Here is a 23,566-nt window from a genome sequence, read left to right on the forward strand (position 1 = left end):
CGGGAGCAGTTCAGACTCCCCGGCGCCGGCTTTTATTCATCGTCCCGGCTACACCACGGTGAGGGTAATGACGGAGCCTTCGGGTACCTCCGTGTCCACCGGATCCTGGTCCCGGACCGTGCCGAAGAAGCCGCCGAGGACTTCGTTGACGCGGACTTCAAAACCGCGCTTTTCCAAGGCTTCGCGGGCCTCGCGGACCTGCTTGCCGATGTAGTTGGGCACCTTCACGAGCTTGGGCCCCTCGGAAATCGTCAGGGTGACCGTTTGGCCTCTTGTCAGGTTTCCCGAAGCGGGTTCCTGGCTGACCACGGCCCCCTTCGGGACGTTCTTGTCATGCACCGTTTCGTCGGCCACCACAGCTTTGAGTCCGGCAGCTTCAATGGAGCGGAAAGCCTCGTCCTGGTCCTGTCCGCGCACGTCCGGCACCGGAATGGGCTGCGGGCCCTTCGAAACTGTGAGGCTGACCGGCGTGCCATGCCGCACGGGCGTTCCCGCCGCCGGGGCCTGGCCCAGGACCGTTCCTGCCGGGACCTCCTCGTCGAATTTCCCGGTGACCTTGCCTAGCGCCATCTCGGCGCCGTTGAGTGCTTCCTTGGACGCATCGAGCGTCTTGCCGGTCAGCTGCGGCACGGGAAACAGCTGCGGACCCTTGGACACGAACAGCGAGACCTGCTGAAATTTACGGATTTCCGTTCCGGCGCCAGGTTCGGAACCCACCACGAGTCCGGCCTTGACGTCGTCATCGAAGACGTCCTGGGTGCTGGACTGGAAGCCTGCGTCCCGCAGCAGTTGCTGGGCCTCCGCCACTGTCCTGTTTGCCACGGCCGGCACGGTACCGGGGGAGCCTGGTCCCATGCCGAAGAACCATCCCGCACCGGTGGCAAGGAGGGCTAGGAGCACCAGGACCACGATCCAAAGAGCGCCCCTGCGCCGGGCATTTCCCTCCCGGAGCGTCCGGACGGGAGTGGCCGCGGCGCGCGACCGTTCCTTTTGTTCGTGCCAGTCCAGCTTCCGCTGTTCCCGCTTGCCCAAGGGGAGCGGGCCCGCCTCCGCCTCGTCGTCGTCGTCGAATCCGTAGGACGGGAGGACCGGACCGGATCTTGAAGAGGCGGGGGTTGAAGAGACAGGGGTGGAAAACACGGTGGTGGGGTTGCTGGTCCGTGAAATGACTTCTGTGGGGCGGCCCCGGGGGACTTCATCGCCGCTAATGGGTGCCAGCAGCTCGGTATGGTTTCCGTTGCTTCCCTGGTTTTCCTGGTTGCCTTGTGCTCGCGGGTCTCCCCGGCCGGGCGGGCTTCCCGGCATTCGGGACGGCATCCGGGCGGGTGCGGGCGGAGCGCTCATGCCGGGCGGGCCGGCGTCGGGGACTATGCCCGCCGCCGCGGCCGCCTGGATGGCTGCGGGGGGTTGCAGATCAAGTTCGGAGTCGGTGAGGTTGGTCCGGATATGGCGGAGTTCCGCCAGCAGGGCGTTGCCGTCCACCGGCCGCTGCTCGGGGTCGCTGGCGGTACACCACTGCACGAGTTCATCCACCTCTTGCACGAGCCCGGGAACCAGGCCGGAGGGGGCGCCCACAGTGGAGTTCACGTGCTGGTAGGCCACCTGGATGGGGACGTCACCCTCGAACGGCTGGCGTCCTGTGAGCATCTCGAACAGCATGATGCCCGTGGCGTAGATGTCGCTTCGTGCGTCGGCCGGTTTGCCAAGGACCAGTTCAGGTGAGAGGTATGCGATAGTGCCGATCAAGGCACCTGTGCTGGTTGTCGTTGTCACGGCGCGTGCGAGGCCGAAGTCGCCGATCTTGATCCGGCCGTCGTCGGCGATCAGGACGTTCTCCGGCTTGACGTCGCGGTGGATCATGCCTGCGGCGTGGGCAGCCCCCAGGCCTTCCACCACCGGATCGATGAGTGCCAGGGCCAGCCGGGGGGACAGGGCGCCCTTGCTGTTGATGACGTCGCGGAGGGTGTGCCCCTTGATGTACTCCATCACGAGGTAGGCGGTGTCTCCGTCGTGCCCCTGGTCGAGGACGCCCACCACGTGCGGGTGTGAGAGCTTTGCGGCTGCCCGTGCTTCGCGGGCCAGACGGTCGAGGAAATTGCCGTCGTTGACCAGGTGGGGATGGAGGACTTTCAAGGCAACATCACGGTCCAGCCTCTGGTCCGTGGCCACATAAACCGTGGACATCCCGCCCCGCGCCAACCGGGACTTCACCTGGTAGCGGTTGTCCACCAGCGAGCCAACGAAACTGCCTAAAGCGTTTTCCTGCACTCTTCGATACTAAGTGCTGCATGGAAACGGGTCCGAATCAACATGCGATCCGGACCCGTATCGTTATGCTCCCGGCGGCCGGGGTACCCCGGCCCTGAGGCCAATCGAGGGCGTCAGCTGAAGGTCTTGCGGTGTGCCTTGATTGCTGCCACGTAGTGCTTGGTGTCGGAGTACATACCGTGCTTGTTGACCGAGTACTGGCCCTGGTAGTAGCCGGCGATGGCGTAATCCAGGTTCTTGCTGGTCCGCATCAGCTGGCGGATGATCGCAACTCCGGCGGTGGCGTTGTCGTACGGGTCAAGCAGGTTCAGCTTCCGGCCCACGAGGTCAGATGCCCATTCGCCGGATGAGGGGATGACCTGCATGGTGCCGATGGCATTGGCCGGTGACACAGCACGTTGGTTGAACCCGGATTCCTGATACGCGAAAGCCTGTGCCAGTGCCGGATCCACGCCCATCCGCCTGGCGGTGTCAGCCACGATGGACTGCATCTGGGCCAGGGACGGAACCGGCGAGGCGTTCAGCAGGGCCTTGTTCTTGTTGGCCGAGCTGACAACGGCTGCCGGGTAGGTGTAGCCGAGGAAGGAGCTGGGTACGAGCGGCGTGACGCTGGATGCCGGCTGGACGGCGCTGGCCTTCCCGGGAATGGCGAGCTTCTGGCCGGGGTAGATGACGCTGGTGAGCTTCAGCCGGTTCGCCGACAGGATGGCCGCGAGCTTGACGCCGTGCCTGGCTGCAATACCGGACAGTGTGTCCCCGGACTTGATGACATAGGAACCTGAGGGGGTGCCAGCCGGTGCTGCCGCCTTGGTTGGGGCCGCCGCAACAGCGGTGCCGGCACCGAGCCGGATCTTCTGGCCGGGGTAGATGATCGATGACACCTTGAGCCCGTTCCAGCTGAGCACTTGGGAGAGCCTGACGCCATGCCGCCCGGCGATGCCGCCCAGAGTGTCGCCGGACTTGACCGTGTACGTCCGGGCAGGGGTGCTCGCGGGTGCCGCAGCAGTCCTCGCTGCAGGAGCCGCGGCAGCCTTTAGTTTGATCCGCTGCCCCGGGTAGATCACGGAGTTCGACTTCAGGTTGTTGAGCTTTAGCACGGCAGTGGTGCTCAGCCCGTACCGGCCGGCGATGCCGCTGACCGTGTCCCCGCGGGCCACCGTGTGGGCCGTTGGGGTGACGCGGGTGGGTTGCAGGCCCGACGGGAGCGCAGCCGGCACGGAGGCTGCGGGGATGATGCCCGCTTTGACTGCGGCCGCCTGCGCCTCGATGGCGGCGGCGAGTGTTGCGGGCACTGTCTTGGGCCGGGCGTCGGCCGCTGCGGGCTGGGCGACCGCAAGGGAGGAAAGCATGACGGCAGGGAGCGTGGCCGTCGCGGCCGCGATCAGCGGCAGGCCCGGCCGGGGTGACTGCTTGGTGGAGCGGGTCGTCGTCATGGGGAAGATCCTCTTCTCAGCGGCGAATGCTGTCGGTCGCGCCAGTTGCTCGTGAAACCAATGTTACTGATGTTAATCGTGTTGCGAATGTTATCTATGTGAATCTCTCACGATTTTTCGGTTAGCACAAGAATCGGCTTTCAGCCGGAAAATCTGCCGGGCTGGGAGTGTCGCGCGCGAAAACGGGGCGGGCGCACACGTGCGCTGTTTCGACTAGGCTTGCGGGCGCCCGTCATGGCAACCTTGACCCGTGAGTACTGTAGAAACCCTTGTAGGCGACTGGTTGCCCCTGCCCGACGTTGCCCAGTTGCTGGATGTGTCCATTACCAAAGTCCACGGGCTCCTTGACGAGCGCGCGCTGGCCGCCCTGCGGATCGGGGAACGCCGGATCCGTTCGGTGCCCGCGGCCTTCCTCCAGGACGGCCACGTCGTGGACAGCCTTAAGGGCACGATTCTTGTGCTGGCAGACGCGGGATTCTCGGACGAAGAGCTTATCGGCTGGCTCTTCACCCCTGACGAGTCACTGCGGGGGCGGCCCATCGATGCCCTTCGCGAGGGTCGCAAGACGGAAATCCGGCGCCGGGCGCAGTCCCTGGCCTGGTAATAAACCCAGCCTGATAATTGACCCAGTGTGATCAAACGGGCCGGGCCAGCCGATTAGGCGGCCCGGCTCACAGTCGCCTCGGCCAGCCGCCGCAGCGCGGTCTTGGGGAGGTCTTCCAGCGGCAGAAGCTCGAGGGCTGCGTACGCCGCCGCGCCGAACTCCTCGATGAGCACCTCCGTGGCCTGCAGCGCTCCGCAGTCCGCAATAATCCGGCGGATCTCGGCCACGTCGTCCTCGCCCAGCTCGGGGCTGCCGAGCCTTGAGTCGATGAACTCGGACTCCTCGGGGGTGGCCAGATCCAGTGCGAAGGCCACGAGCACGGTCCGCTTGCCCTCCCGGAGGTCGTCGCCCGCAGGCTTTCCGGTGGTCACCGGGTCCCCGAACACGCCGAGGACGTCGTCGCGAAGCTGGAAGGCCTCGCCCAGGGGGAGCGCGAACGCGGAGTAGCCCCGGAGCAGTTCGTCAGAGGCCCCGCCGAGCGCCCCGCCCAGGGCGAGCGGATGTTCCGTCGAGTACTTGGCCGACTTGAAACGGATGATTGACTGGGCGCGGCTGACGGCGCCGGCTCGGTCCCGGACCGGCCCGGCCACCTCTTCGAGGATGTCCAGATACTGGCCGGCCATGACCTCCGAACGCATCAGGTTGAAGATCAGCCTTGCCCTGCTTCCTGAGGCCGCCGTTGCGCCGATATCGGTGAAGGCTTCCTCGCTGAAGGACAAGCACAGATCGCCGGCCAGGATGGCTGCGGCGTGGCCGAAGCGTTCGCTGTCGAGGGCCCAGCCCTGGGACTCGTGGAGCTGGCTGAACCGGCGGTGCACGCTGGGCCCGCCCCGGCGGGTGTCCGACCGGTCGATGATGTCGTCGTGGATCAAGGCGGCGGCCTGGAACAGCTCAAGGGCCGCGCCTGCCGTGATGATGTCCTCCGCGGAGGCAGGGCCGCCCGCTCCGCGCCATCCCCAGTAGCACATGAGGGCGCGCAACCGTTTTCCGCCGGTGACCAGGTTGGAGATGGATCCCATGATGGGATCGATGTCCGGGGAGATTGCCGTCATGATCGACTGCCGGGTGGTCAGGAAGTCTGTCAGCTTTCCCGCTACGGCGGCCACGAAGTCCGCCTGCTCAACGCGAAGCTGCTCGGCCACCATCACTTGACGGACTCGGGAGTCACGTTGGCGCCGATGGTGAAGGTTGAAACCCCGCCCGTTGCAGGGACGGCGATATTTACGGTCTCGCTGCCCGCCCGGACGAAGTCCTTGGACGCCACGCTTCCCACGGCGTTGCCGGGAACAGCCGTAAAGCCCCGTCCCTCCAGGGCTTTGGTGTAATAGGCGACGACGGCGGCCGGCTTGGCGGAGATGGAGCCAACCAGCGCGACGGTGGCCGGGGAGGTTGACTTGTCGAAGCTGCTGGCCACCACCTTGGCCCCGGGCATCACGGGAAGAAGCTTCGACGGGAAGCCGGCGACGAGCGCTCCCACGGTGGCCGACGTGCCGGGGGAAGCAGACGGGCTGGCGGGAGCCGTCGGGGACGCCGTGGCGGCTGTGTTCGTTGCTGCGGCAGCGGGGGAGGCCGATGCCGTCGCGGCGGGCGTAGCGGAACCGGGCGCCTGTGCCGTGCACGCTGACGCCGCCGCCACTACGGCCGCTCCAGCGGCGAGCAGCCCAAGGCGGGCAGGCATGAGCGTTCCAATGACCTTCACAGGTGCGGTCCTCCTGGGTGTTGATGCCGGATTCAGCCTCCAGTTTAGTCAGGTGCAGGGCATAGGATTGCAGATGTGGGGCCGGACGACGACAGAGAGCAGGCGGAAGCGCGGCTGGCGGACTTTCGGCGAGCGAGCATCATGCACGTCGATATGGACGCGTTTTTTGTCTCGGTAGAACTGCGCGCCCGCCCTGATCTGCGTGGCCGGCCGGTCATCGTGGGTTTTCCGGCGGAGCGTTCCGTTGTGCTGTCTGCTTCGTACGAGGCACGCAGGTTCGGCGTGAAGTCGGCGATGCCCATGGCCGTGGCCCAGAGGCTGTGTCCGCAGGCCATCATCATCGAGCCCCGGCACAAGCTGTACTACGAAGTGTCCGGCCAGCTGATGGGCATATTCGAGTCCATCACGGAGCTCGTTGAGCCGCTCAGTGTCGACGAGGCATTCCTTGACGTCGGAGGGGCCATCCGCAGGCTTGGTCCGCCGAGTGAAATAGGGCAATTGATCCGGAGGAGGGTCGCCAGTGAACTAGGCATCACGGCGTCAGTGGGGATCGCCGCCAGCAAGTTTGTGGCCAAGATCGCTTCCACCCGGTGCAAGCCGGATGGGCTGCTGCTCATCCGGCCGGAGCAGACCGTCCCCTATCTTCACAGCCTTCCGGTCAATGCCCTGTGGGGTGTTGGAGGCAAGACGGCGGAAGTGTTGGCCCGCCTGGGAATCCGTACCGTGGCGGATGTCGCCGCGACGCCGGTCTCCTCGCTCAAGAAGGTGCTGGGCGCCACCGGCGAACACGTCCACCGGCTCTCCTGGGGTATCGACAGCCGGACGGTCACTCCGGTGCGGGTAGAGAAGAGCATCGGAGCGGAGGAAACGTTCGCCTCGGACACGGCGGACGATGCCCTGCTGCACCGGGAGCTGCTGCGACTGTCCCACCGCACTGCCGAGCGGCTGCGCTCTTCCGGGCTGGTGGCCCGGACTGTGGCGCTCAAGCTGCGGTACGCAGATTTCTCCACGGTGACCCGAAGCCGCACGGTCCACGCGCCACTGGACAGCGCCCAGCTCATCTATGCCGTGGCCATCCAGCTGCTGGAGTCACTGGGCAGCCGGCCCCTGACGGTCCGGCTGGTTGGTGTGCGTGCGGAGCAGCTGGAAGCGGCCGCGCAGACCTCCCTTCAGCTGAGCCTGGACAGGCGCGATGACAACTGGAGGGCCGCTGAACAGGCACTGGACAAGGTGGCGGAGAAGTTCGGCAGCAAGTCGGTGCTTCCTGCCCGGCTGCTTGAGCCGGGAAGCGGCAACCCCTGACGTGATTCCGGCGACACCCGCGGGGCGGGAAACCGTGTTCATGGCCGGAGATCAGTGTCAGGTCAAGGCCCGGACAGTGTTGCCGCCCGTGAACAGCGTCTTTCAGAACAGCGCCCAACAAACTATCCTTATAGATACAAAGATTTCGAACGTCTGGACATGTGTGGATCACCTGACCCGCCGCGTCAGTATGCTTGAATCCCTGGATCCGCCGAGGTTGGCGGGCCGGGAACCTGGATGGCATGCCGGTCGTTGACGGGGCAGGAACAACCGGTTCCGGCCTGTCTGGACGTTGGCCTACTTAAGGAGGTCGTGATGCCGCTCTCGGAGCACGAACAGAAGCTGCTCGAGCAACTCGAGAGGCAACTGCATGAGGACGATCCCAAGTTTGCCAATTCCATGGGCTCGGATCCCGGCCGTAGCTGGTCCACCCGGCACATTGTGATTGGCGTACTGGCCACGCTGGCCGGGGTGCTGCTCCTCCTGGTGGGTGTCTCCCTCCAGAACATATTTGTAGGGGTCCTCGGGTTCGTCGTCATGGGTGCCGGAGTTTACTTTGCCACGATGCGCAGTGTTGCGGCCGGCAAAGCGAAGGCCGGCGGGCATGGCCGGAAGTCGAAGAGCAAGAGCTCTTTTATGAACAGCCTTGAGGAACGATGGGATGAAAGGCGCCGCGGGGAGTCCTGAGCCCGCGCTCCACTTCCCACCACCTCCACTTCGCACCACCCTCCACTCGCACCACCCTCCACTCGCACCACCGGGTCCATCCCCGGTTGGGCGCCAATAGTCCAGGAATGACCCGCTGCGGCGGGTCATTCTGCTTTAACCCGCGAACTGGTGCCCGGAGCCCATGTTCCAGGGCTGATGCCGCCGGGGTCCGCCGCCGCGGGACCGACGCAATGTCCCTCCACTTTCCACCCCCGGCCAAAATTCCCGCCATTCCGCGGAAATATGTTTGTCCCAAGAGTGGAGAATTCCCCGCGTCGCGTTGACTGTGGGGAGAAGTGGAGTAAAGTGGAGCGCGTAAGAGGGTAGTGGCAGCGCGGGGGTTGTTCAGCTTCTGACGGCAGACGGGCGGTGGGACGTGTTCCTTGGGACACACTCGCCGCGTCTTGACGAAAAGGGCAGGATCATTCTTCCCGCCAAGTTCCGTGAGGAGCTTGCCGGCGGACTTGTTCTCACGCGAGGCCAGGAGCGCTGCATCTACGTCTTCAGCGAGCAGGAATTCGCGAGGGTACACGAGCAGATCCGGGAGGCTCCGATCTCCAACAAGTCGGCTCGTGACTACATCCGGGTTTTTCTCTCTGGAGCCTCGGACGAGGTACCTGACAAGCAGGGGCGCGTGACCATACCTCCCGCGCTCCGGGAGTACGCAGGGCTCGGCAGGGAGCTGGCCGTTATTGGGGCCGGCACCCGCGCGGAGATCTGGGATGCCCAGGCCTGGAATGAGTACCTGGCGGAGAAGGAAACCTCCTTCTCCGAAACTGACAACCCCATCGCCGGCATCCTCTAGGCCGGCCCGAACCCGTATCCGTTTCTTGGACGAGATCTCCAGCCGCCCATCCCTGCCGACTACCTGGCTCACTTCCCCGGAGCCAGGCAGCCAAAGGGATAGGCGCGGATGGGGATCTGGCCCAAGAACCCCCCGAGGCGCTCAAGGAAGGACGAAGGCATGACAGAACCCGACCAGCCGAAGCCTACGTCCGAACGCCATGTACCGGTCCTGAAGGACCGGTGCATCAATCTTTTGGCGCCCGGATTCGAGGCGGCACGCCTGCGCGGTGAGACTCCGGTGGCCATTGATGCCACGCTCGGCATGGGCGGGCACTCCGAAGCCATGCTCCAGCGCTTTCCTGACCTGCACCTCGTGGGCATCGACCGTGACGAAGAAGCCCTGGCGCTGGCCGGGGAGCGGCTCAAGCCCTTCGCGGCCCGCACGGACCTGGTCCACGCTGTTTACGACGAAATCGCCGAGGTGCTTGAGGACCTCGGCATTCCCGAGGTCCACGGCATCCTGATGGACCTCGGGGTCTCGTCCCTGCAGCTCGACGAGCGTGAACGCGGTTTCGCCTATTCCTTTGACGCGCCCCTGGACATGCGGATGGACACCAGCCGCGGCCAGACGGCGGCTGACGTAGTTAACAACTACAGCGAAGAGGATCTGGTCAGGATCATCCGCAAGTGGGGTGAGGAAAAGTTCGCGGGGCGCATCGCCAACAGGATCGTTGCCGCCCGGGCAGCGAAGCCGTTCACCACCACGGGGGAACTCGTCGAGCAGATCAGGGCAGTGGTTCCGGCTGCCGCAGCGAAGTCCGGCGGACATCCGGCCAAGCGCACCTTCCAGGCGCTGCGCATCGAGGTCAACGAGGAACTCGAAGTCCTCGAGCGTGCCGTTCCGGCGGCGGTGGATGCCATCGCGCTTGGCGGCCGGATCGTCGTGATGTCCTACCACTCCCTGGAAGACAAGATCGTCAAGGGCTTTTTCCAGGCCCGCTCCAAATCCTCAGCGCCGCTCGGCTTCCCGGTGGAGCTTGAAGAACACAAGGCCGAACTCAAAACCCTGACCAAAGGCACCGAGGTGCCCACCGCCGTCGAGATCGCAGAGAATTCGCGCGCAGCATCAGCCCGGCTGCGCGCAGTGGAACGCATCAGAGCCAGGAGAGCAAAATGAGCACCGCAGCTGCCAGGAACCTCGCCCTTCCGTCCGGCCCGAGCGTCCATGACATAGAGGCCGGGCTTCCGGCTTCGGCCCGGAAGGCGCGCACCCCGCTGTCCCTGGTCCGGTCCGCACCGAGAAAGCGCCGCGCGCCCTTCGTTGTTCTCTGCTTCGGCATGCTGGCGTCCGCGCTGATCGCGGTACTGGTGCTCAACATCTCTGTTTCCACAGCGCAGTACCAGTTGGTCAAGCTTCGTGCCGAGCAGACGGCGCTCACCAAGCAGAATCAAGATCTGACACAGCAGGTGCAAAACTTTGAGGCTCCCCAGAATCTGGCTGCCAAGGCCGCAGAATTGGGAATGGTTGCTTCCACCGGCAAGGGACAGATTGATCTTTCCACGCTGACCGTGAGCGGGGATGCCAAGCCGGCGGTCAAGGGAGACTCGGCAGGAGCGGTGATCGCTGCCCCTGCCGTCCCGGGTCAGCTGAATGTGGTCCCGCCCGCCAGCTCGGGCGAGCCGCTGGACAGCAGGGCGCCCGCTGCCGGTGAAACAGCAGCTGCCCAGCCGGAGGCGCCGGCTGCTGCGAAGCCGGCCGAGCCGGCGGCTGCGGCCAAGCCCGCGGCCCTGAACGGGGGCACCATTCCGGCGCCGGAGCAAAGGACGCCGGGGCAGTAGGGCACGAACAGGCGGCTGGTAGCCCGCATGGCAAGCAGTAGGGGATGAGCGTGGCGCAAGGCAAGAGCAAGGCAAGCAAGAAGAAGGCTGCTAACGCTACGAAGAGGCTCCGCCTCGGACTCAGCATCATGCTTGCACTGCTGGTGGTTGTCGGCGGAAAGCTCTTCCTGGTGCAGGGACTGGATGTCGGCGGCATGGCTGAAGCTGCCCTGGACAACCGGCTGCGCCCCACCGTGCTGCCGGCCGAGCGCGGCAGCATCCTGGACGCCAGCGGAACAGTGCTGGCGAACAGCGTGATCCGCTACAACATCACTGTTGACCAGTCTGTAAACACCAAGACCGAATCCTTCAAGCGCCTTGAAAAGGTAAACGGCAAGGACGAACTCGTCACCGTGTCCCGAGACCAGGGGATCGCCGAGCTTGCTGCCGTCCTTGGCATGGACGCCGAGGACGTCCGGAAATCCGTCACCGGAACCAGGACCTACTACATCGTGGCCAAGGACCTCCGGCCCGACGTCGAAAACCGGGTCTCGGAACTGCAGATCCCGGGTATTTTCTCCGAGGGAACCAGCAAACGCGTCTACCCGAACGGCTCGGTGGCCGGCGGCATTGTGGGCTTCCTTGAGAACGGAACCACCGGCCAGGCCGGCCTCGAACAGACCCAGGACGAAATCCTGCGCGGCACAGCGGGCAAGCGCGTGTTCGAAATCGGCGCCGACGGCCTCCGTATTCCTGTGGGCATCGACGAACTGACGCCCGCGCAGGACGGCAAGGACGTCAAACTCACGCTGAACTCCGACCTTCAGTACTTCGCCCAGCAGGCCATCCAAACCCAGGCGGACAAGCTCAGCGCCGAGTGGGGGGTCATCATCGTCTCGGACGTGAAGACCGGCAACATCATCGCGATGGCCGACACCAATACGCCCGACCCCAACGACCCCGGCAAGGTGGCAGCCAAGGACCGTGGCGTCCGCTCCGTTACCGCCGCTTACGAGCCCGGGTCAGTGGAGAAGATGATCACCGCCGCCGCGGTCATCGAAGAAGGCAAGGCCAAACCACTGGACACGTTCGTTATCCCGCCGTCCCTGGTGGTGGACGGCCAGCAATTCGACGATTCCTTTTCCCACGGGACCGAGAAGCGGACCCTGGCGGGCATCCTGGGCTGGTCCATGAACACGGGCACCGTGATGGCAGGCCAGCGCCTCAGCAAAGATCAGCGGCACGACTGGCTGCAGAAATTCGGAATCGGTGAGGCACCGGAGATCGGCCTGCCGGCCGAGGCGAAGGGCATCCTGACCCCGGCCGACCAGTGGGACGGCCGCCAGCAGTACACGGTGTTGTTCGGGCAGGGTGTCTCGCAGTCGACACTCCAGACGGTCCGCGCCTACCAGTCGATCGCCAATGACGGTGTGATGCTGCAGCCGCGGCTCATCGACAGCTACATCGGCCCGGACGGAGCCGAGGAAAAGGTGGCGGCCAAGCCGTCCCGAAGGGTGGTCTCGGAGCAGACGGCGCAGCAGGTGAGGGACATCCTCGAAAGTGCCGTCACCGAGGGCCAGATCAAGGAGGCCGCGATCGACGGCTACCGGGTCGGGGCCAAGACCGGTACCTCGCAATCGCCCTGCGACGACGGGACCGCAGGCTTCTGCGGGTACACCGCCTCGATGGTGGGGATGGCGCCGATGGACGATCCGCGGTTTATTGTGGAGGTGGTCCTGCAGCGTCCCAAGGGGTCTATTTACGGGATCACCAACGGGCCTGTGTTCCGCTCGGTCATGAGCCAGGCACTGCGGACGTACAACGTTCCGCCGTCCAAGGGCACGCCCGTCAGGCTGCCCCAGTTCGCTAAGTGACCAGTACGCCAAACAACGCAGTACGCCAAGTAACGCCCGCCAAGAAAGACCGCGGTACACCTGAACAAACAGTTCTGTCGTGTCCGTTGGTCCGCTAGCACCAACGGAGATTCAGTTGTCACAGCACCATGACCCCGGCACTGCCGACGCCCCGGAGGGGCAGGCATCCAAGAGCGGCTTCCGGCCCACCGCCGTCGCCGCCGTCGAACTGGGTGTCATCGGCCAGTCAGTGGGAGTTCCGGTGCCGCGAGCCTCTGAGTCCGTTCATATCACCGGCATCTCGCTCGACTCCCGGTCTGTGGAACGCGGAGACCTGTACGTTGCCCTGCCGGGGGCGGCGCGGCACGGTGCAGCTTTTGCCGCGACGGCGATCGAGTCAGGCGCGGCTGCGGTACTGACGGACGACGCCGGCGCGCGCCTTCTTGCCGTCGGCTCGGACCTCGCTGTGCCTGTACTTGTGGTGCCGGAGCCCCGCAGTGTGGTGGGCCGCCTGTCCAGGCTTATCTACCGGAGCCAGGACGCCGACCTCCGGGGCCCCTCGTTGTTCGGGGTGACCGGCACCAACGGAAAAACCACCACCACGTACTTCATCAACGCCCTGCTGCAGGCGATGGGCAAGAAGACCGGACTCATCGGCACCATCGAGATCCTGGCCGGCGGGGACCCGATTCCCAGCCTCCTGACCACCCCGGAATCCACCGATGTCCACGCCCTGCTTGCCCTCATGCGGGAACGCGGCCTCGACGCCGCATCCATGGAGGTCTCCTCGCACGCGGTGTCCTTCCGCCGCGTGGACGGCGTGGTCTTCGACGTGGTCGGATTCACCAACCTCACCCAGGACCACCTGGACCTGCACGGCACCATGGAGGAGTACTACCGGACCAAAGCCGAGCTGTTCACCGCCGAACGCGCCCGTGCCGCCGTCGTGACGGTCGACGACGCGTGGGGACGCCGGCTTGCCGCAGAGACTGAGCTTCCGGTCACCACGCTCGCGACCCTCCAGCCCGGCAGCGGGCTGGAAGCGGACCCGGCGGCCGCATCAACAGCCGCCGGCCGGACCGTGCCTGATTGGACCGTCACCGCCCCGAAGCCCCGCGGCCTCGGTACGGAATTCACCCTCCGCGGCCGGAACGGCACGGAACTCCGCGTGCACACCGGGCTGCCGGGGGCGTTCAATGTTTCCAACGCGGCGCTGGCCCTGACCATGGTGCTCGCCGGCGGGGCAGACCCCGCCGAAGTACAGGCAGCCCTCGATGCCCAGGATCCGTTCACCGTGGCAGTGCCCGGCCGCATGCAGCTGGTCTCCACCCGGCCGGCCGCCGTCGTCGACTTCGCGCACAACACTGATGCACTGGCACGCGCATTGGAGGCCGTCCGGTCCCCTGAGCCCGCGTCCAAGGTGATCGTGGTCTTCGGTGCCACGGGCCAGCGCGACCAGGGCAAACGCCCTTCCATGGGCGCAACCGCAGCCCGGCTCGCCGACGTCGTGATCGTCAGCGATGACGACCCCCACGATGAGGACGCCGCGGCGATCCGCGCCGAGGTGCTGGTGGGTGCGACGGACGCCAAGGAAGCCGAGCAGCTCGACTGCAAAATCGTGGAAGTTTTCCCCCGCGATGCTGCCATCCGTGAGGCCGTCAACCTGGCGGCTCCGGAGGACACCATCCTGATTGCGGGGCGTGGGCACGAAGTGTGGCAGGAGGTCAAGGGAGAGAACCTTGCCCTCGACGACAGGGTGGAACTACGGAACGCCTTGACGGCACGAGGATTCACCGTTCTCCAAGACGACGGGATAGAGTCCTAGACCGACATGATTGAACTTACTGCGGCGGAAATCGCCGAAATCACCAACGGCCGGCTGCTCGCCGACCCCGCCGTCACCCCCGGATCCGTGGTGACCGACTCGCGGGAGGCCGTTGCCGGCTCCCTCTACGTCGCCAAACCGGGCGAAAGCGCAGACGGACACAGCTTCGTGGGTGCGGCCTTTGACCGCGGCGCGGTTCTGGCCCTCACCGAACGCGAAATCAAGGACGACGCCGGCCGGAACTATCCGTCCGTCGTCGTCGATGATGCGGTGCTCGCCATGGGCGCCCTCGCGGCAGAGGCGGTCCGGCGGATCAGGCAGCACCGCGAGTCGGCGGGCGAACAGCTGACCGTCATCGGCATCACCGGTTCGGCAGGCAAGACCACCACCAAGGACCTGCTCGCGGGAATCCTGTCGGCCGAGGCGCCTACCGTTGCACCCCGGGGTTCCTACAACGGCGAGGTCGGCGTGCCCCTCACCGTGTTCCAGGCGGGCTTTGACACCCGGTTCCTGGTCATCGAGATGGGGGCCACCGGCATCGGACACATCCGCTACCTGGCCGACATGGTGCGGCCAGAGATTGGCGTAGTGCTTGGCGTGGGAACAGCCCACGCCGGGGAGTTCGGCGGCGTGGAAAACATTGCGGCCGCCAAAGGCGAACTCGCCGAGGCCGTACCCGCCGCAGGCACCGCCGTGCTGAACCTTGACGATCCCCGTGTTGCCGCCATGGCCGCCCGGACCCGCGGGATTGTTCTGGGCTTCTCCTCCCGGGATGCTGATCCGGACGCTCCTGCTGTCCGGGCCGCCAACTTGGACACCAACGCCTCGGGTAACCCGGTGTTCGACCTCGAAGTGCCGGGGGAGCCCACGGTCCGGGTCACCAGCAAACTCATCGGCGAACACCACGTGGCGAACCTCCTCGCCGCCGCAGCGGCCGCGCACGCGGCCGGCGTACCGGCTGACAGGATCAGCGCATCGCTCAGCTCCCAGTCCGCGGCAAGCCGCTGGCGCATGGAGCGGACCGAACGGCCCGACGGCGTCACGGTGATCAATGACGCGTACAACGCCAACCCCGAATCCATGCGTGCGGCCCTGCGCACGCTGGCCGACCTCGGCCGCGGCCGCCGCACCTGGGCCGTACTCGGGGCCATGCTGGAACTGGGCGACGATTCCATCCGCGAGCACACCGCCGTCGGCACGCAGGTGGTGCGGCTGAACATCTCCCGCCTCCTGGTGGTGGGCCGGGAAGCGCGTTCGCTGTACGTTTCCGCCGTACAGGAAGGGTCCTGGGGCGATGAATGCATCTTCGCCGAGACAGTTGACGAGGCCTACGAACTGCTCCAGGAGCAGCTCGAACCCGGCGACCTGGTGCTCTTCAAGTCCTCCAACAGCGTGGGACTGCGCCATTTGGGCGATCGGATAGCATTACCCCCACACGCCACCCCCACAAATGCCAATGAAGGGAGCGAGCTGCTGTGATTGCACTTCTGATCGGCGCTGGCCTGGCCCTGCTGCTGGCTCTGGTGGGTACGCCGCTGTTCATCCGCCTGCTGGTCCGTAAGAGCTATGGCCAGTTCATCCGCGATGACGGACCCACCTCGCACCACACCAAACGCGGCACGCCCACCATGGGTGGCACGGTGGTGGTGGGCGCAGTCCTGCTGAGCTACGGCCTCACGCACCTCATCATGTGGCTCATGAACCCCCGGTCGGCCGGGCCGTCGGCCTCGGCGCTGCTCCTGCTGTTCCTGATGGTGGGTATGGGCCTGGTGGGCTTCGTGGACGACTTCATCAAGATTTCGCGGCAGCGCAGCCTGGGCCTGAACGCCAAGGCGAAGCTCATCCTCCAGGCGGCGGTGGGCATCATCTTCGCCGTCATGGCCCTGTACTTCCCGGATACGGATGGCCTTACCCCGGCGTCCACCAAGATCTCGCTGGTCCGTGACATCCCGTGGCTGGACCTGGCGTTCGGCGGCACCGTCCTTGGCGCGATCCTCTTTGTGCTGTGGTCAAACCTGATCGTCACCGCCGCCACCAACGGCGTCAACCTCACCGACGGCCTGGACGGACTGGCCGCTGGCGCCGCGGTCATGGTCTTTGGCGCCTACACGCTGATGGGCATCTGGCAGAGCAACCAGGCCTGCGGCTCGCCGCGTCAGGCGGGTGGCGGCTGTTATTCCGTCCGGGATCCGCTGGACCTTGCGCTTCTTGCGGCCATCATGAGCGCCGCGCTGGTGGGCTTCCTGTGGTGGAACACCTCACCGGCCAAAATCTTCATGGGCGACACCGGCTCCCTCGCGATCGGCGGCGCCATCGCAGGGTTCGCCATCCTCTCCCGCACCGAACTGCTCCTGGCCTTCATCGGTGGCCTGTTCGTCCTCATCACGCTCTCCGTCATCATCCAGGTGGGCTACTTCAAGGTGACCAAGGGCAAGCGCTTCTTCAAGATGGCGCCGCTGCAGCACCACTTCGAACTCAAGGGCTGGGCGGAAGTCACCGTGGTTGTCCGGTTCTGGATCCTCGCCGGCTTGTTCGTCGCCGCGGGCCTTGGCATCTTCTATGCAGAATGGGTGGTCCTGCTGTGAACGGCTCCGAATCCCAGAACGAAGCAATCCAGAACGAAGCAACGGGCACCGCAGCCGCCGGTCCCGCCTCAACCCGTCCCGCCTCAACCCGTCCCGCAAGGCTCAGCGGCCTGGTCAGCTGGGACTCCGACTGGGCCGGACTTCGCGTCGTGGTCACCGGGATCGGTGTCTCGGGCTTCGCGGCCGCGGACACCCTGATTGAACTCGGAGCCCGCGTGGTGGTGGTCGACGGCGCCACCACCGAAACTGCGCAGGCCAAGGCGGACACGCTGCGGATAGTGGGCGCGGCCGACGTTCTCCTGGGGGAGGAGGCCATCCACTCCCTGCCTAAGATCGACGGCCTGAAGCCGGACCTCGTGGTCACCTCGCCCGGCTGGCGCCCGGACCAGGCCCTGCTCGCGGCTGCCGCCCGCGCCCACATCCCGGTCTGGGGCGACGTCGAACTCGCCTGGCGCCTGCGCGTCCGCGAGGGCCGGAAGACAGCCGACTGGCTCACCATCACCGGCACGAACGGCAAGACGACGACGGTCGGCCTGACCGAGTCCATGCTGCGGGCCGCGGGCCTGAAAGCGATAGCAGTGGGCAACGTCGGCACGCCTATCCTCGATGCCCTGCGTGACCCGGTGGAGTACGACGTCTTCGCGGTGGAGCTCTCCAGCTTCCAGTTGCACTGGTCCGATTCCGTCTCGGCGGTTGCCAGCGTGTGCCTCAATGTCGCCGAGGACCACGTGGACTGGCACGGCTCCTACGAGTCCTACCTCGCCGACAAGGCCAAGATCTACGAAAACACGCAGAAGGCCTGCATTTACAACGACGAGCAGATCGAAACCGAACGCATGGTGGAGGACGCTGACGTGGTGGAGGGCTGCCGCGCCGTGGCATTCACCACCCTCACGCCGGCCATCAGCATGCTCGGCGTCGTGGAGGGACTGCTCGTGGACCGGGCCTTCATCGCCGAGCGTAAGGACAGCGCTGTCGAACTGGCGTCCATGTCCGACCTCGGCCCGGTGGCCCCCCGCCACATGGTGGCCAATGCCCTGGCCGCCGCCGGCCTGGTGCGGGCCTACGGAGTCAGCGCCGAGCACGTGCGCGAGGGACTGCAGGCATACATCCCCGGAAGCCACCGCATCCAGCCGGTCGCCAAGCAGAACGGCGTTCTCTGGATCAACGACTCCAAAGCCACCAACCCGCACGCCGCCTCCGCGTCCCTGGCCGCCTTCGACCCCGTGGTGTGGATTGCCGGCGGCCTCTCCAAGGGCGTCAGCTACGACGACCTGGTCCGCGACCATGCACGCCGCCTGAAGGCCGTGGTGCTCATTGGCAAGGACACGGCGTCACTGGAAGAGTCCCTGCAGCGACACGCACCGGATGTCCCCGTCATCCGGCAGGCGGCAGGCCACACTGAAATTGTGCAGTCAGCCGGAACCGGACATGACGCCGCACCGGATTCAGCCGAAACCGGCGAGGCAGTGATGGCACGGGCCGTCGCATCGGCGGCACAGATCGCCGCCTCGGGTGACACTGTGCTGATGGCCCCGGCTGCTGCATCCATGGATCAGTTCTCTTCCTACGCTCACCGTGGCGACGCCTTCATTGCAGCGGTCCGCGAGCTCGTGGAAGGGGAGGCCCGGACCGGCAAGGAGTAAGAATGGTCAGCACACCCACACGTCCTGCGGCCGCCCGGCAGCGGCCGGGGGAGACCTCCCGTGGGGCTGCCCCTCTGACCCTTAAATCCGGGGCCGCCAAGTCCCGGAACGCCGGACCGGGTGCTGCATCGACGACTCCCGCCATGGGCCGGCTGCGCCGGTGGTACAGGCGCTTCTGGTCCGCACTCGAGGGAAACGGCAAGTCGCGCAACGGCTCCACCTACTACCTCATCCTCGGCACCACGCTGGCCCTGACCGCCATCGGCATCATGATGGTGCTCTCGGCCTCCAGCGTGGAGGCCATTGCCGCGGGTGAGTCGCCGTACACGGCGGCACTCAAACAGGGCCTGTTTGCCGGTATCGGCATTTTCTGCATGTTCATGCTGTCCCGGATCAACGTCGTATGGCTGAAGCGGCTCGCGTGGCTGGGCATCATCATTGCCTATGCCCTGCTGGGGCTCGTGCTGGTAATCGGCACCAGCGTCAACGGCAACAAGAACTGGATCGACATCGGCGGGTTCTTCACCCTTCAGCCTTCCGAGGCAGCCAAGCTTGCCCTGGCCCTGTGGATGGCCACCGTGCTGGCCAAGAAGGCGTCCCTGCTGCACCAGTGGGGACACGCCGTGGTCCCCGTGGTGCCCATCGCCGGCGGGATCATCGGACTCGTCCTGATCGGAAACGACCTCGGCACCGGCATGATCATCATGCTCATCACGGCCGCCGCCCTGTTCTTCGCCGGCGTGCGCCTCTACCTGTTCGGGTTCGCGGCCGTGGGCCTGGGTGCGGTCATAGCGGTCATGGCCATGACCAGCTCCAACCGGGTCTGCCGCATCACCTCGTGGTGGACCGGCCAGAGCTGCGGCGACGGCATCGACGCCAACTATCAGTCCACCAACGGCCTTTACGGGCTGGCATCGGGCGGCTGGTTCGGCGTCGGGCTCGGGCAGAGCCGGCAGAAATACAGCTGGATCCCTGAAGCCCACAACGACTTCATCTTCGCCATCATCGGTGAGGAACTCGGGCTGGTGGGGACCGTCGTCGTACTGGTCCTGTTCGCCATCCTGGGCGCCGCCATCTACCGCGTGGTGGTGGCACAGGAAGACCTGTTCCACCGGGTCCTCGCCGGAACCATCATGGTGTGGCTGCTGGGCCAGGGAACGGTCAACATGGCCGTGGTCACCGGCCTGATGCCGGTGATCGGCGTCCCGCTGCCGTTCATCTCCTACGGCGGCTCGGCGCTGCTGATGTCGCTCTGCGCGATCGGCGTAGTGTTGTCACTGGCCCGCGAACAGATGGCGCCCAACATCCGACCCCGTAAACTGCTCGGCCCGTGGCGGTTGCCCGGGCGCAAGAAATCCCGTACGAAAGCGTAAACCAGCACCTGATGAAAACCGAGTCATTGTCCGTGGTCCTCGCCGGCGGCGGAACAGCAGGCCATATCAACCCGCTGCTGGCCATCGCCGCCGCCATCCGCGATGCCCGCCCCGACGCCCGGCTGCTCGCGGTCGGAACGGCCGCCGGCATGGAGACCAGGCTGGTCCCGGCCGCCGGGCTCGAACTGGCCACCATCGACCGTGTCCCGTTCCCGCGGAAGCCCTCTGCGGACCTGCTCCGCCTTCCGGGACGCCTCGCCGGCGCCGTGCGGCAGGCCGGTCGGATCCTTGACGACGCTGCGGCAGACGTCCTCGTGGGCGTGGGCGGCTACGTCTGCACGCCCATGTACCTCGCTGCCTGGCGGCGGAAGATCCCCATCGTCATCCACGAAGCCAATACCCGGCCGGGTTTGGCGAACCGGGTCGGGGCACGGCTGAGCCGGCACGTGGCCGTGGCGTTCGCCGGCACCCCGCTGCCCAACGCCCGCCACGTGGGCATGCCCATGCGCCGCGAAGTCTCGGCCATGGTCAGGGAGACGGCGCGGAACGGCGCCCTGCGCACCCTGGACCTGCAGCCCGGAAAGCCGGTGCTCATCGTGACCGGAGGCTCGTCCGGGGCGCAAAGCATCAACCGTACTGTGGCGGCCTCGCTCGAAGCACTGTCCCGGTCCGGCGTCCAGACCATCCACATCACCGGCCGCGGCAAGTCCGTGGCGGACGCAGACGGCAACGCGCTGAGCGCCGACGGCTACCGCCAGCTTGAGTATGTCGACGGCATGGAAACCGTCTATGCCGCGGCCGACCTGCTGCTCGCCCGTTCCGGCGCTGCCACCGTAAGTGAGGTTGCTGCCGTCGGCGTTCCCGCGGTCTTCGTGCCGCTGCCGATCGGCAACGGTGAGCAGGCGCTGAACGCCCGCGGACTGGTGGAAGCGGGCGGCGCCCTCCTTGTGGCGGACCGGGACTTCACCCCCGAATGGGTCCGCACCAGCCTCATCCCACTGCTGACCGACCGTTCCCGCCTCGACGCGATGGCGGCGAACGCGGAGAACCTTGGCATCCGAAATGCCGACCAGCTCATGGCCGACCTCGTACTGGAAGCGGTATCCAAATGACCACCAACGCAGCACCCAGCCAGGAAGCACTGGGCCGCGTGCACTTCATCGGGATCGGGGGCGTGGGCATGTCCGCCGTCGCCAGGATCATGGTGGCGCGCGGGATTCCCGTCAGCGGTTCGGACGCGAAGGACCTGCCGGTCATGCAGGAGCTCGCCGCGGGCGGCGCCCGGATCTGCGTGGGCTACGAAGCCGGCAACCTCGGCGACGCCCAGACCATCGTGGCAGGATCGGCGATCCGCGCCGACAACCCCGAACTCGAGGCCGCGCGGGCTGCCGGCCTGACGGTGCTGCACCGTTCCGAAGCGCTGGCCGCCACCATGGGCGATGACCTCGTGGTGACGGTGGCTGGAACCCACGGGAAGTCCACCACTACGTCCATGATCACCGTGCTGCTGCAGGGCGCAGGCCTGGACCCTTCGTTCGCGATCGGCGCCAATGTTCCGGCGCTCGGCGTTAACGCGGCGAACGGCAGCTCCCACGTGTTCGTTGCCGAGGCGGATGAATCCGACGGTTCGTTCCTGAACTACCGTCCGCAGATCGCCGTCGTCACCAACGTGGAACCGGACCACCTAGACCACTACGGCACCGCCGAAGCCGTGTACGAATCCTTTGACCGCTTCACGGCACTGCTGCCAGCGGACGGCGTGCTGGTGGCCTGCGCGGACGACGCCGGCGCACACGCACTGGCGCTGCGCACCCGCGAGCGGGGCAATGCCCGAGTTGTCCTCTACGGCACCTCTGAGGCCGCCGACCTCCGGCTCGACGACGGCGGCCCGGGCAGGGTGGCCATTACGACGGCGGGCGGCCGGTTCCCGCTGGCACTGCAGGTCCCCGGACGGCACAATGCGCTGAACGCTGCCGCCGCCATGGCGGTGGCGCTCGAACTGGGTGTGGACGCGCAGGCAGCTGCTTCCGCCCTGGCCGGCTTCTCCGGCGCGTCGCGGCGGTTCGAATACAAGGGGGAGGGCAGGGGCGTGCGGGTCTACGATGACTACGCCCACCACCCCACTGAGGTGCGGGCAGCCCTGGCGGCGGCGAGGTCCGTGGCGGGCGACCACAAGGTCCATGTCCTCTTCCAGCCGCACCTCTTCTCCAGGACCCGGGAGTTTGCCGCAGAGTTCGCCGACGCGCTTAAGGCTGCGGACACTGCCCTGGTGCTCGACATCTACCCGGCCCGCGAGGATCCCATCCCGGGCGTCACCAGCGCGCTCATCACCGAGCATCTCGGTGCAGGCGGCGGTCTGGTCGGTGGCGATGAGGCGGTTGCCGCCCTGGCCGCCGCCGCGCAGCCGGGGGACATCATCCTCACTGCAGGCGCCGGGGACGTCACCGCTTACGGGCCGATCATTGTGGAGTCCCTCGGTGGCTAGCACCAGGCGTCCCACCTACCGTCCGGCCAAGCCCGCCGCCCGGGACACACCCGCCGCCACGGACTCGGCCGGCCGGGACACTGCCGCTGATCCCGACGGCGACAAGCCGGCCGTGATCACCGCCACCAAGGGTGTACCCGAGGGCGCGGCGCAGGAGAAGGTGCAGGCCAGCACGCCGAAGGGCAACACTCCGGCCAAGGGCAACACTCCGCCGAAGGGCAAGGCGGCGCCGAAGGGCAAGACACAGGACAAGCCGGTCAGAACGCCCTGGCCTCGGCTGAAAAGCCTGGGACCTGCCAAGCCGGGACCCAATAACAGAAAAACGGAAGCCAAGAAACAGGGCGCCACAGCGACCGATGCTGCAGGGGCGGACAAAACAGGGCCGGACACCGCCGGGCAGGACAATGTGCTGGCCTTTCCCGAACCCCGGGGCCGGCGCATCAGGCGCAATGTCATCGTTGCGGTGTGTGTGACGGCTGCCCTCGTGGCGGGGCTCATCGTAGCTGCCGTCTACTCCCCGGTGCTGGCGGTCCAAAGCGTGAGCGTCACCGGCACGAAGCTCGTCAAGCCCGCCCAGGTGCAGGCGGCACTCAAGCCGCTTCTTGGCATGCCATTGCCTCAGGTCAGGGATTCCGAGGTCAACTCGCTGCTGAAGCCGCTCGTCCAGATCAAGTCGGTCACGACCCAGGCCCACCCGCCGTCCGTCCTCGTGGTCCAGGTTCAGGAACGCGTCCCCGTCGCCCTCGTGAAGCGCGGCAAGGACTACATGCTCGTGGACGTCGACGGTGTGCGGCTCAGCACCACCGCAGACCCCGCCTCCGTGAAGCTGCCGGTGATTGACGGCGGCGCAGGCACCATCGGCAAGGACCTGTTCCAGGCCACGGCCGAGGTCCTCGGTGCGCTCCCGGCCAACGTGCTTGCCAAGCTCTCCAACGCTTCCGCCAAGTCCGTCGATGCGGTGGAACTGAAGCTGCTGGACGGCCAGACCGTCATCTGGGGCAACGCGGGGGAGAAGGAGCTCAAGGCCCGGGTGCTGGAGGCCCTGCTCAAGGTGCCCGCAGATCCCGCGAATCCGGTCAACACTTACGACGTGAGCGTGCCACGGCATCCGGTGACGCGCTGAGCCGCTGTATTTCGAGGGGATTAGGACGACACGCGGTGGCGGTTATTGAATGTAGCCA

At 66.4% G+C, this 23,566-nt stretch carries 19 protein-coding genes; 15 read left to right on the forward strand and 4 right to left on the reverse strand.

The window, feature by feature from the left end; translation table 11 throughout:
• Positions 1–48: 48 nt before the first annotated feature.
• Positions 49–2,268, reverse strand: a complete 2,220-nt coding sequence (locus QFZ33_RS09580; protein WP_307026896.1) for a Stk1 family PASTA domain-containing Ser/Thr kinase — start codon at positions 2,266–2,268, stop codon at positions 49–51.
• Positions 2,269–2,381: 113 nt separating this feature from the next.
• On the reverse strand, positions 2,382–3,701 hold the full coding sequence (locus QFZ33_RS09585; RefSeq protein ID WP_307026897.1) for a lytic transglycosylase domain-containing protein: 1,320 nt from the start codon (positions 3,699–3,701) through the stop codon (positions 2,382–2,384).
• 250 nt (positions 3,702–3,951) lie between these two features.
• On the opposite strand from QFZ33_RS09585, the gene QFZ33_RS09590 reads away from it, so the two are divergent.
• On the forward strand, positions 3,952–4,305 hold the full coding sequence (locus tag QFZ33_RS09590) for an Rv2175c family DNA-binding protein (RefSeq protein ID WP_190603436.1): 354 nt from the start codon (positions 3,952–3,954) through the stop codon (positions 4,303–4,305).
• Between the two features lie 53 nt (positions 4,306–4,358).
• Here QFZ33_RS09590 and QFZ33_RS09595 read toward each other — a convergent pair whose 3' ends face one another.
• The gene (locus QFZ33_RS09595; protein ID WP_373427252.1) at positions 4,359–5,453 is read right to left on the reverse strand and encodes a polyprenyl synthetase family protein; all 1,095 of its coding nucleotides are present in this window, start codon (positions 5,451–5,453) and stop codon (positions 4,359–4,361) included.
• The gene (locus QFZ33_RS09600) at positions 5,450–6,004 is read right to left on the reverse strand and encodes a hypothetical protein (RefSeq protein ID WP_307026902.1); all 555 of its coding nucleotides are present in this window, start codon (positions 6,002–6,004) and stop codon (positions 5,450–5,452) included. Before QFZ33_RS09600 ends, QFZ33_RS09595 begins: the two co-directional genes overlap by 4 nt.
• 141 nt (positions 6,005–6,145) lie before the next feature.
• On the opposite strand from QFZ33_RS09600, the gene dinB reads away from it, so the two are divergent.
• The 14 genes from dinB (at position 6,146) to QFZ33_RS09670 (ending at position 23,508) form a co-directional block, all read left to right on the forward strand.
• Positions 6,146–7,306, forward strand: a complete 1,161-nt coding sequence (gene dinB / locus QFZ33_RS09605; protein ID WP_373427342.1) for a DNA polymerase IV — start codon at positions 6,146–6,148, stop codon at positions 7,304–7,306.
• 315 nt (positions 7,307–7,621) lie between these two features.
• On the forward strand, positions 7,622–7,993 hold the full coding sequence (locus QFZ33_RS09610) for a DUF3040 domain-containing protein (protein ID WP_102973963.1): 372 nt from the start codon (positions 7,622–7,624) through the stop codon (positions 7,991–7,993).
• A 397-nt stretch (positions 7,994–8,390) separates the two neighbouring features.
• On the forward strand, positions 8,391–8,819 hold the full coding sequence (gene mraZ / locus QFZ33_RS09615) for a division/cell wall cluster transcriptional repressor MraZ (protein WP_102973964.1): 429 nt from the start codon (positions 8,391–8,393) through the stop codon (positions 8,817–8,819).
• 159 nt (positions 8,820–8,978) lie between these two features.
• Positions 8,979–9,977, forward strand: coding sequence for a 16S rRNA (cytosine(1402)-N(4))-methyltransferase RsmH (gene rsmH, locus QFZ33_RS09620; protein WP_307026906.1), 999 nt, complete (start codon positions 8,979–8,981; stop codon positions 9,975–9,977).
• Positions 9,974–10,639 carry a hypothetical protein gene (locus QFZ33_RS09625; protein ID WP_307026908.1) on the forward strand — a complete coding sequence of 222 codons (666 nt, stop codon included), beginning with the start codon at positions 9,974–9,976 and terminating at the stop codon, positions 10,637–10,639. Before rsmH ends, QFZ33_RS09625 begins: the two co-directional genes overlap by 4 nt.
• Before the next feature lie 44 nt (positions 10,640–10,683).
• Positions 10,684–12,492: a peptidoglycan D,D-transpeptidase FtsI family protein gene (locus QFZ33_RS09630; protein ID WP_307026911.1), complete on the forward strand. Its 1,809-nt coding sequence runs from the start codon at positions 10,684–10,686 to the stop codon at positions 12,490–12,492.
• Positions 12,493–12,607: 115 nt separating this feature from the next.
• Positions 12,608–14,296, forward strand: coding sequence for a UDP-N-acetylmuramoyl-L-alanyl-D-glutamate--2,6-diaminopimelate ligase (locus QFZ33_RS09635; protein ID WP_307026914.1), 1,689 nt, complete (start codon positions 12,608–12,610; stop codon positions 14,294–14,296).
• Between the two features lie 6 nt (positions 14,297–14,302).
• Positions 14,303–15,775, forward strand: coding sequence for a UDP-N-acetylmuramoyl-tripeptide--D-alanyl-D-alanine ligase (locus tag QFZ33_RS09640; protein ID WP_307026916.1), 1,473 nt, complete (start codon positions 14,303–14,305; stop codon positions 15,773–15,775).
• Positions 15,772–16,881 carry a phospho-N-acetylmuramoyl-pentapeptide-transferase gene (mraY, locus tag QFZ33_RS09645; protein ID WP_307026918.1) on the forward strand — a complete coding sequence of 370 codons (1,110 nt, stop codon included), beginning with the start codon at positions 15,772–15,774 and terminating at the stop codon, positions 16,879–16,881. Before QFZ33_RS09640 ends, mraY begins: the two co-directional genes overlap by 4 nt.
• A 110-nt stretch (positions 16,882–16,991) precedes the next feature.
• On the forward strand, positions 16,992–18,527 hold the full coding sequence (gene murD, locus QFZ33_RS09650) for a UDP-N-acetylmuramoyl-L-alanine--D-glutamate ligase (RefSeq protein WP_307031749.1): 1,536 nt from the start codon (positions 16,992–16,994) through the stop codon (positions 18,525–18,527).
• Between the two features lie 2 nt (positions 18,528–18,529).
• The gene (gene ftsW / locus QFZ33_RS09655) at positions 18,530–19,900 is read left to right on the forward strand and encodes a putative lipid II flippase FtsW (protein ID WP_307026920.1); all 1,371 of its coding nucleotides are present in this window, start codon (positions 18,530–18,532) and stop codon (positions 19,898–19,900) included.
• A gap of 11 nt (positions 19,901–19,911) precedes the next feature.
• Positions 19,912–21,012: an undecaprenyldiphospho-muramoylpentapeptide beta-N-acetylglucosaminyltransferase gene (gene murG, locus QFZ33_RS09660; protein ID WP_307026922.1), complete on the forward strand. Its 1,101-nt coding sequence runs from the start codon at positions 19,912–19,914 to the stop codon at positions 21,010–21,012.
• Complete coding sequence (gene murC, locus QFZ33_RS09665; RefSeq protein WP_307026924.1) at positions 21,009–22,385, forward strand: UDP-N-acetylmuramate--L-alanine ligase; 1,377 nt, start codon at positions 21,009–21,011, stop codon at positions 22,383–22,385. The genes murG and murC overlap by 4 nt, the downstream gene beginning before the upstream one ends.
• Positions 22,378–23,508, forward strand: a complete 1,131-nt coding sequence (locus tag QFZ33_RS09670) for a cell division protein FtsQ/DivIB (RefSeq protein WP_307026926.1) — start codon at positions 22,378–22,380, stop codon at positions 23,506–23,508. The genes murC and QFZ33_RS09670 overlap by 8 nt, the downstream gene beginning before the upstream one ends.
• The last annotated feature ends 58 nt before the right edge of the window (positions 23,509–23,566 follow it).

Source organism: Arthrobacter globiformis, assembly GCF_030815865.1.
Lineage (GTDB): Bacteria > Actinomycetota > Actinomycetes > Actinomycetales > Micrococcaceae > Arthrobacter > Arthrobacter globiformis_B.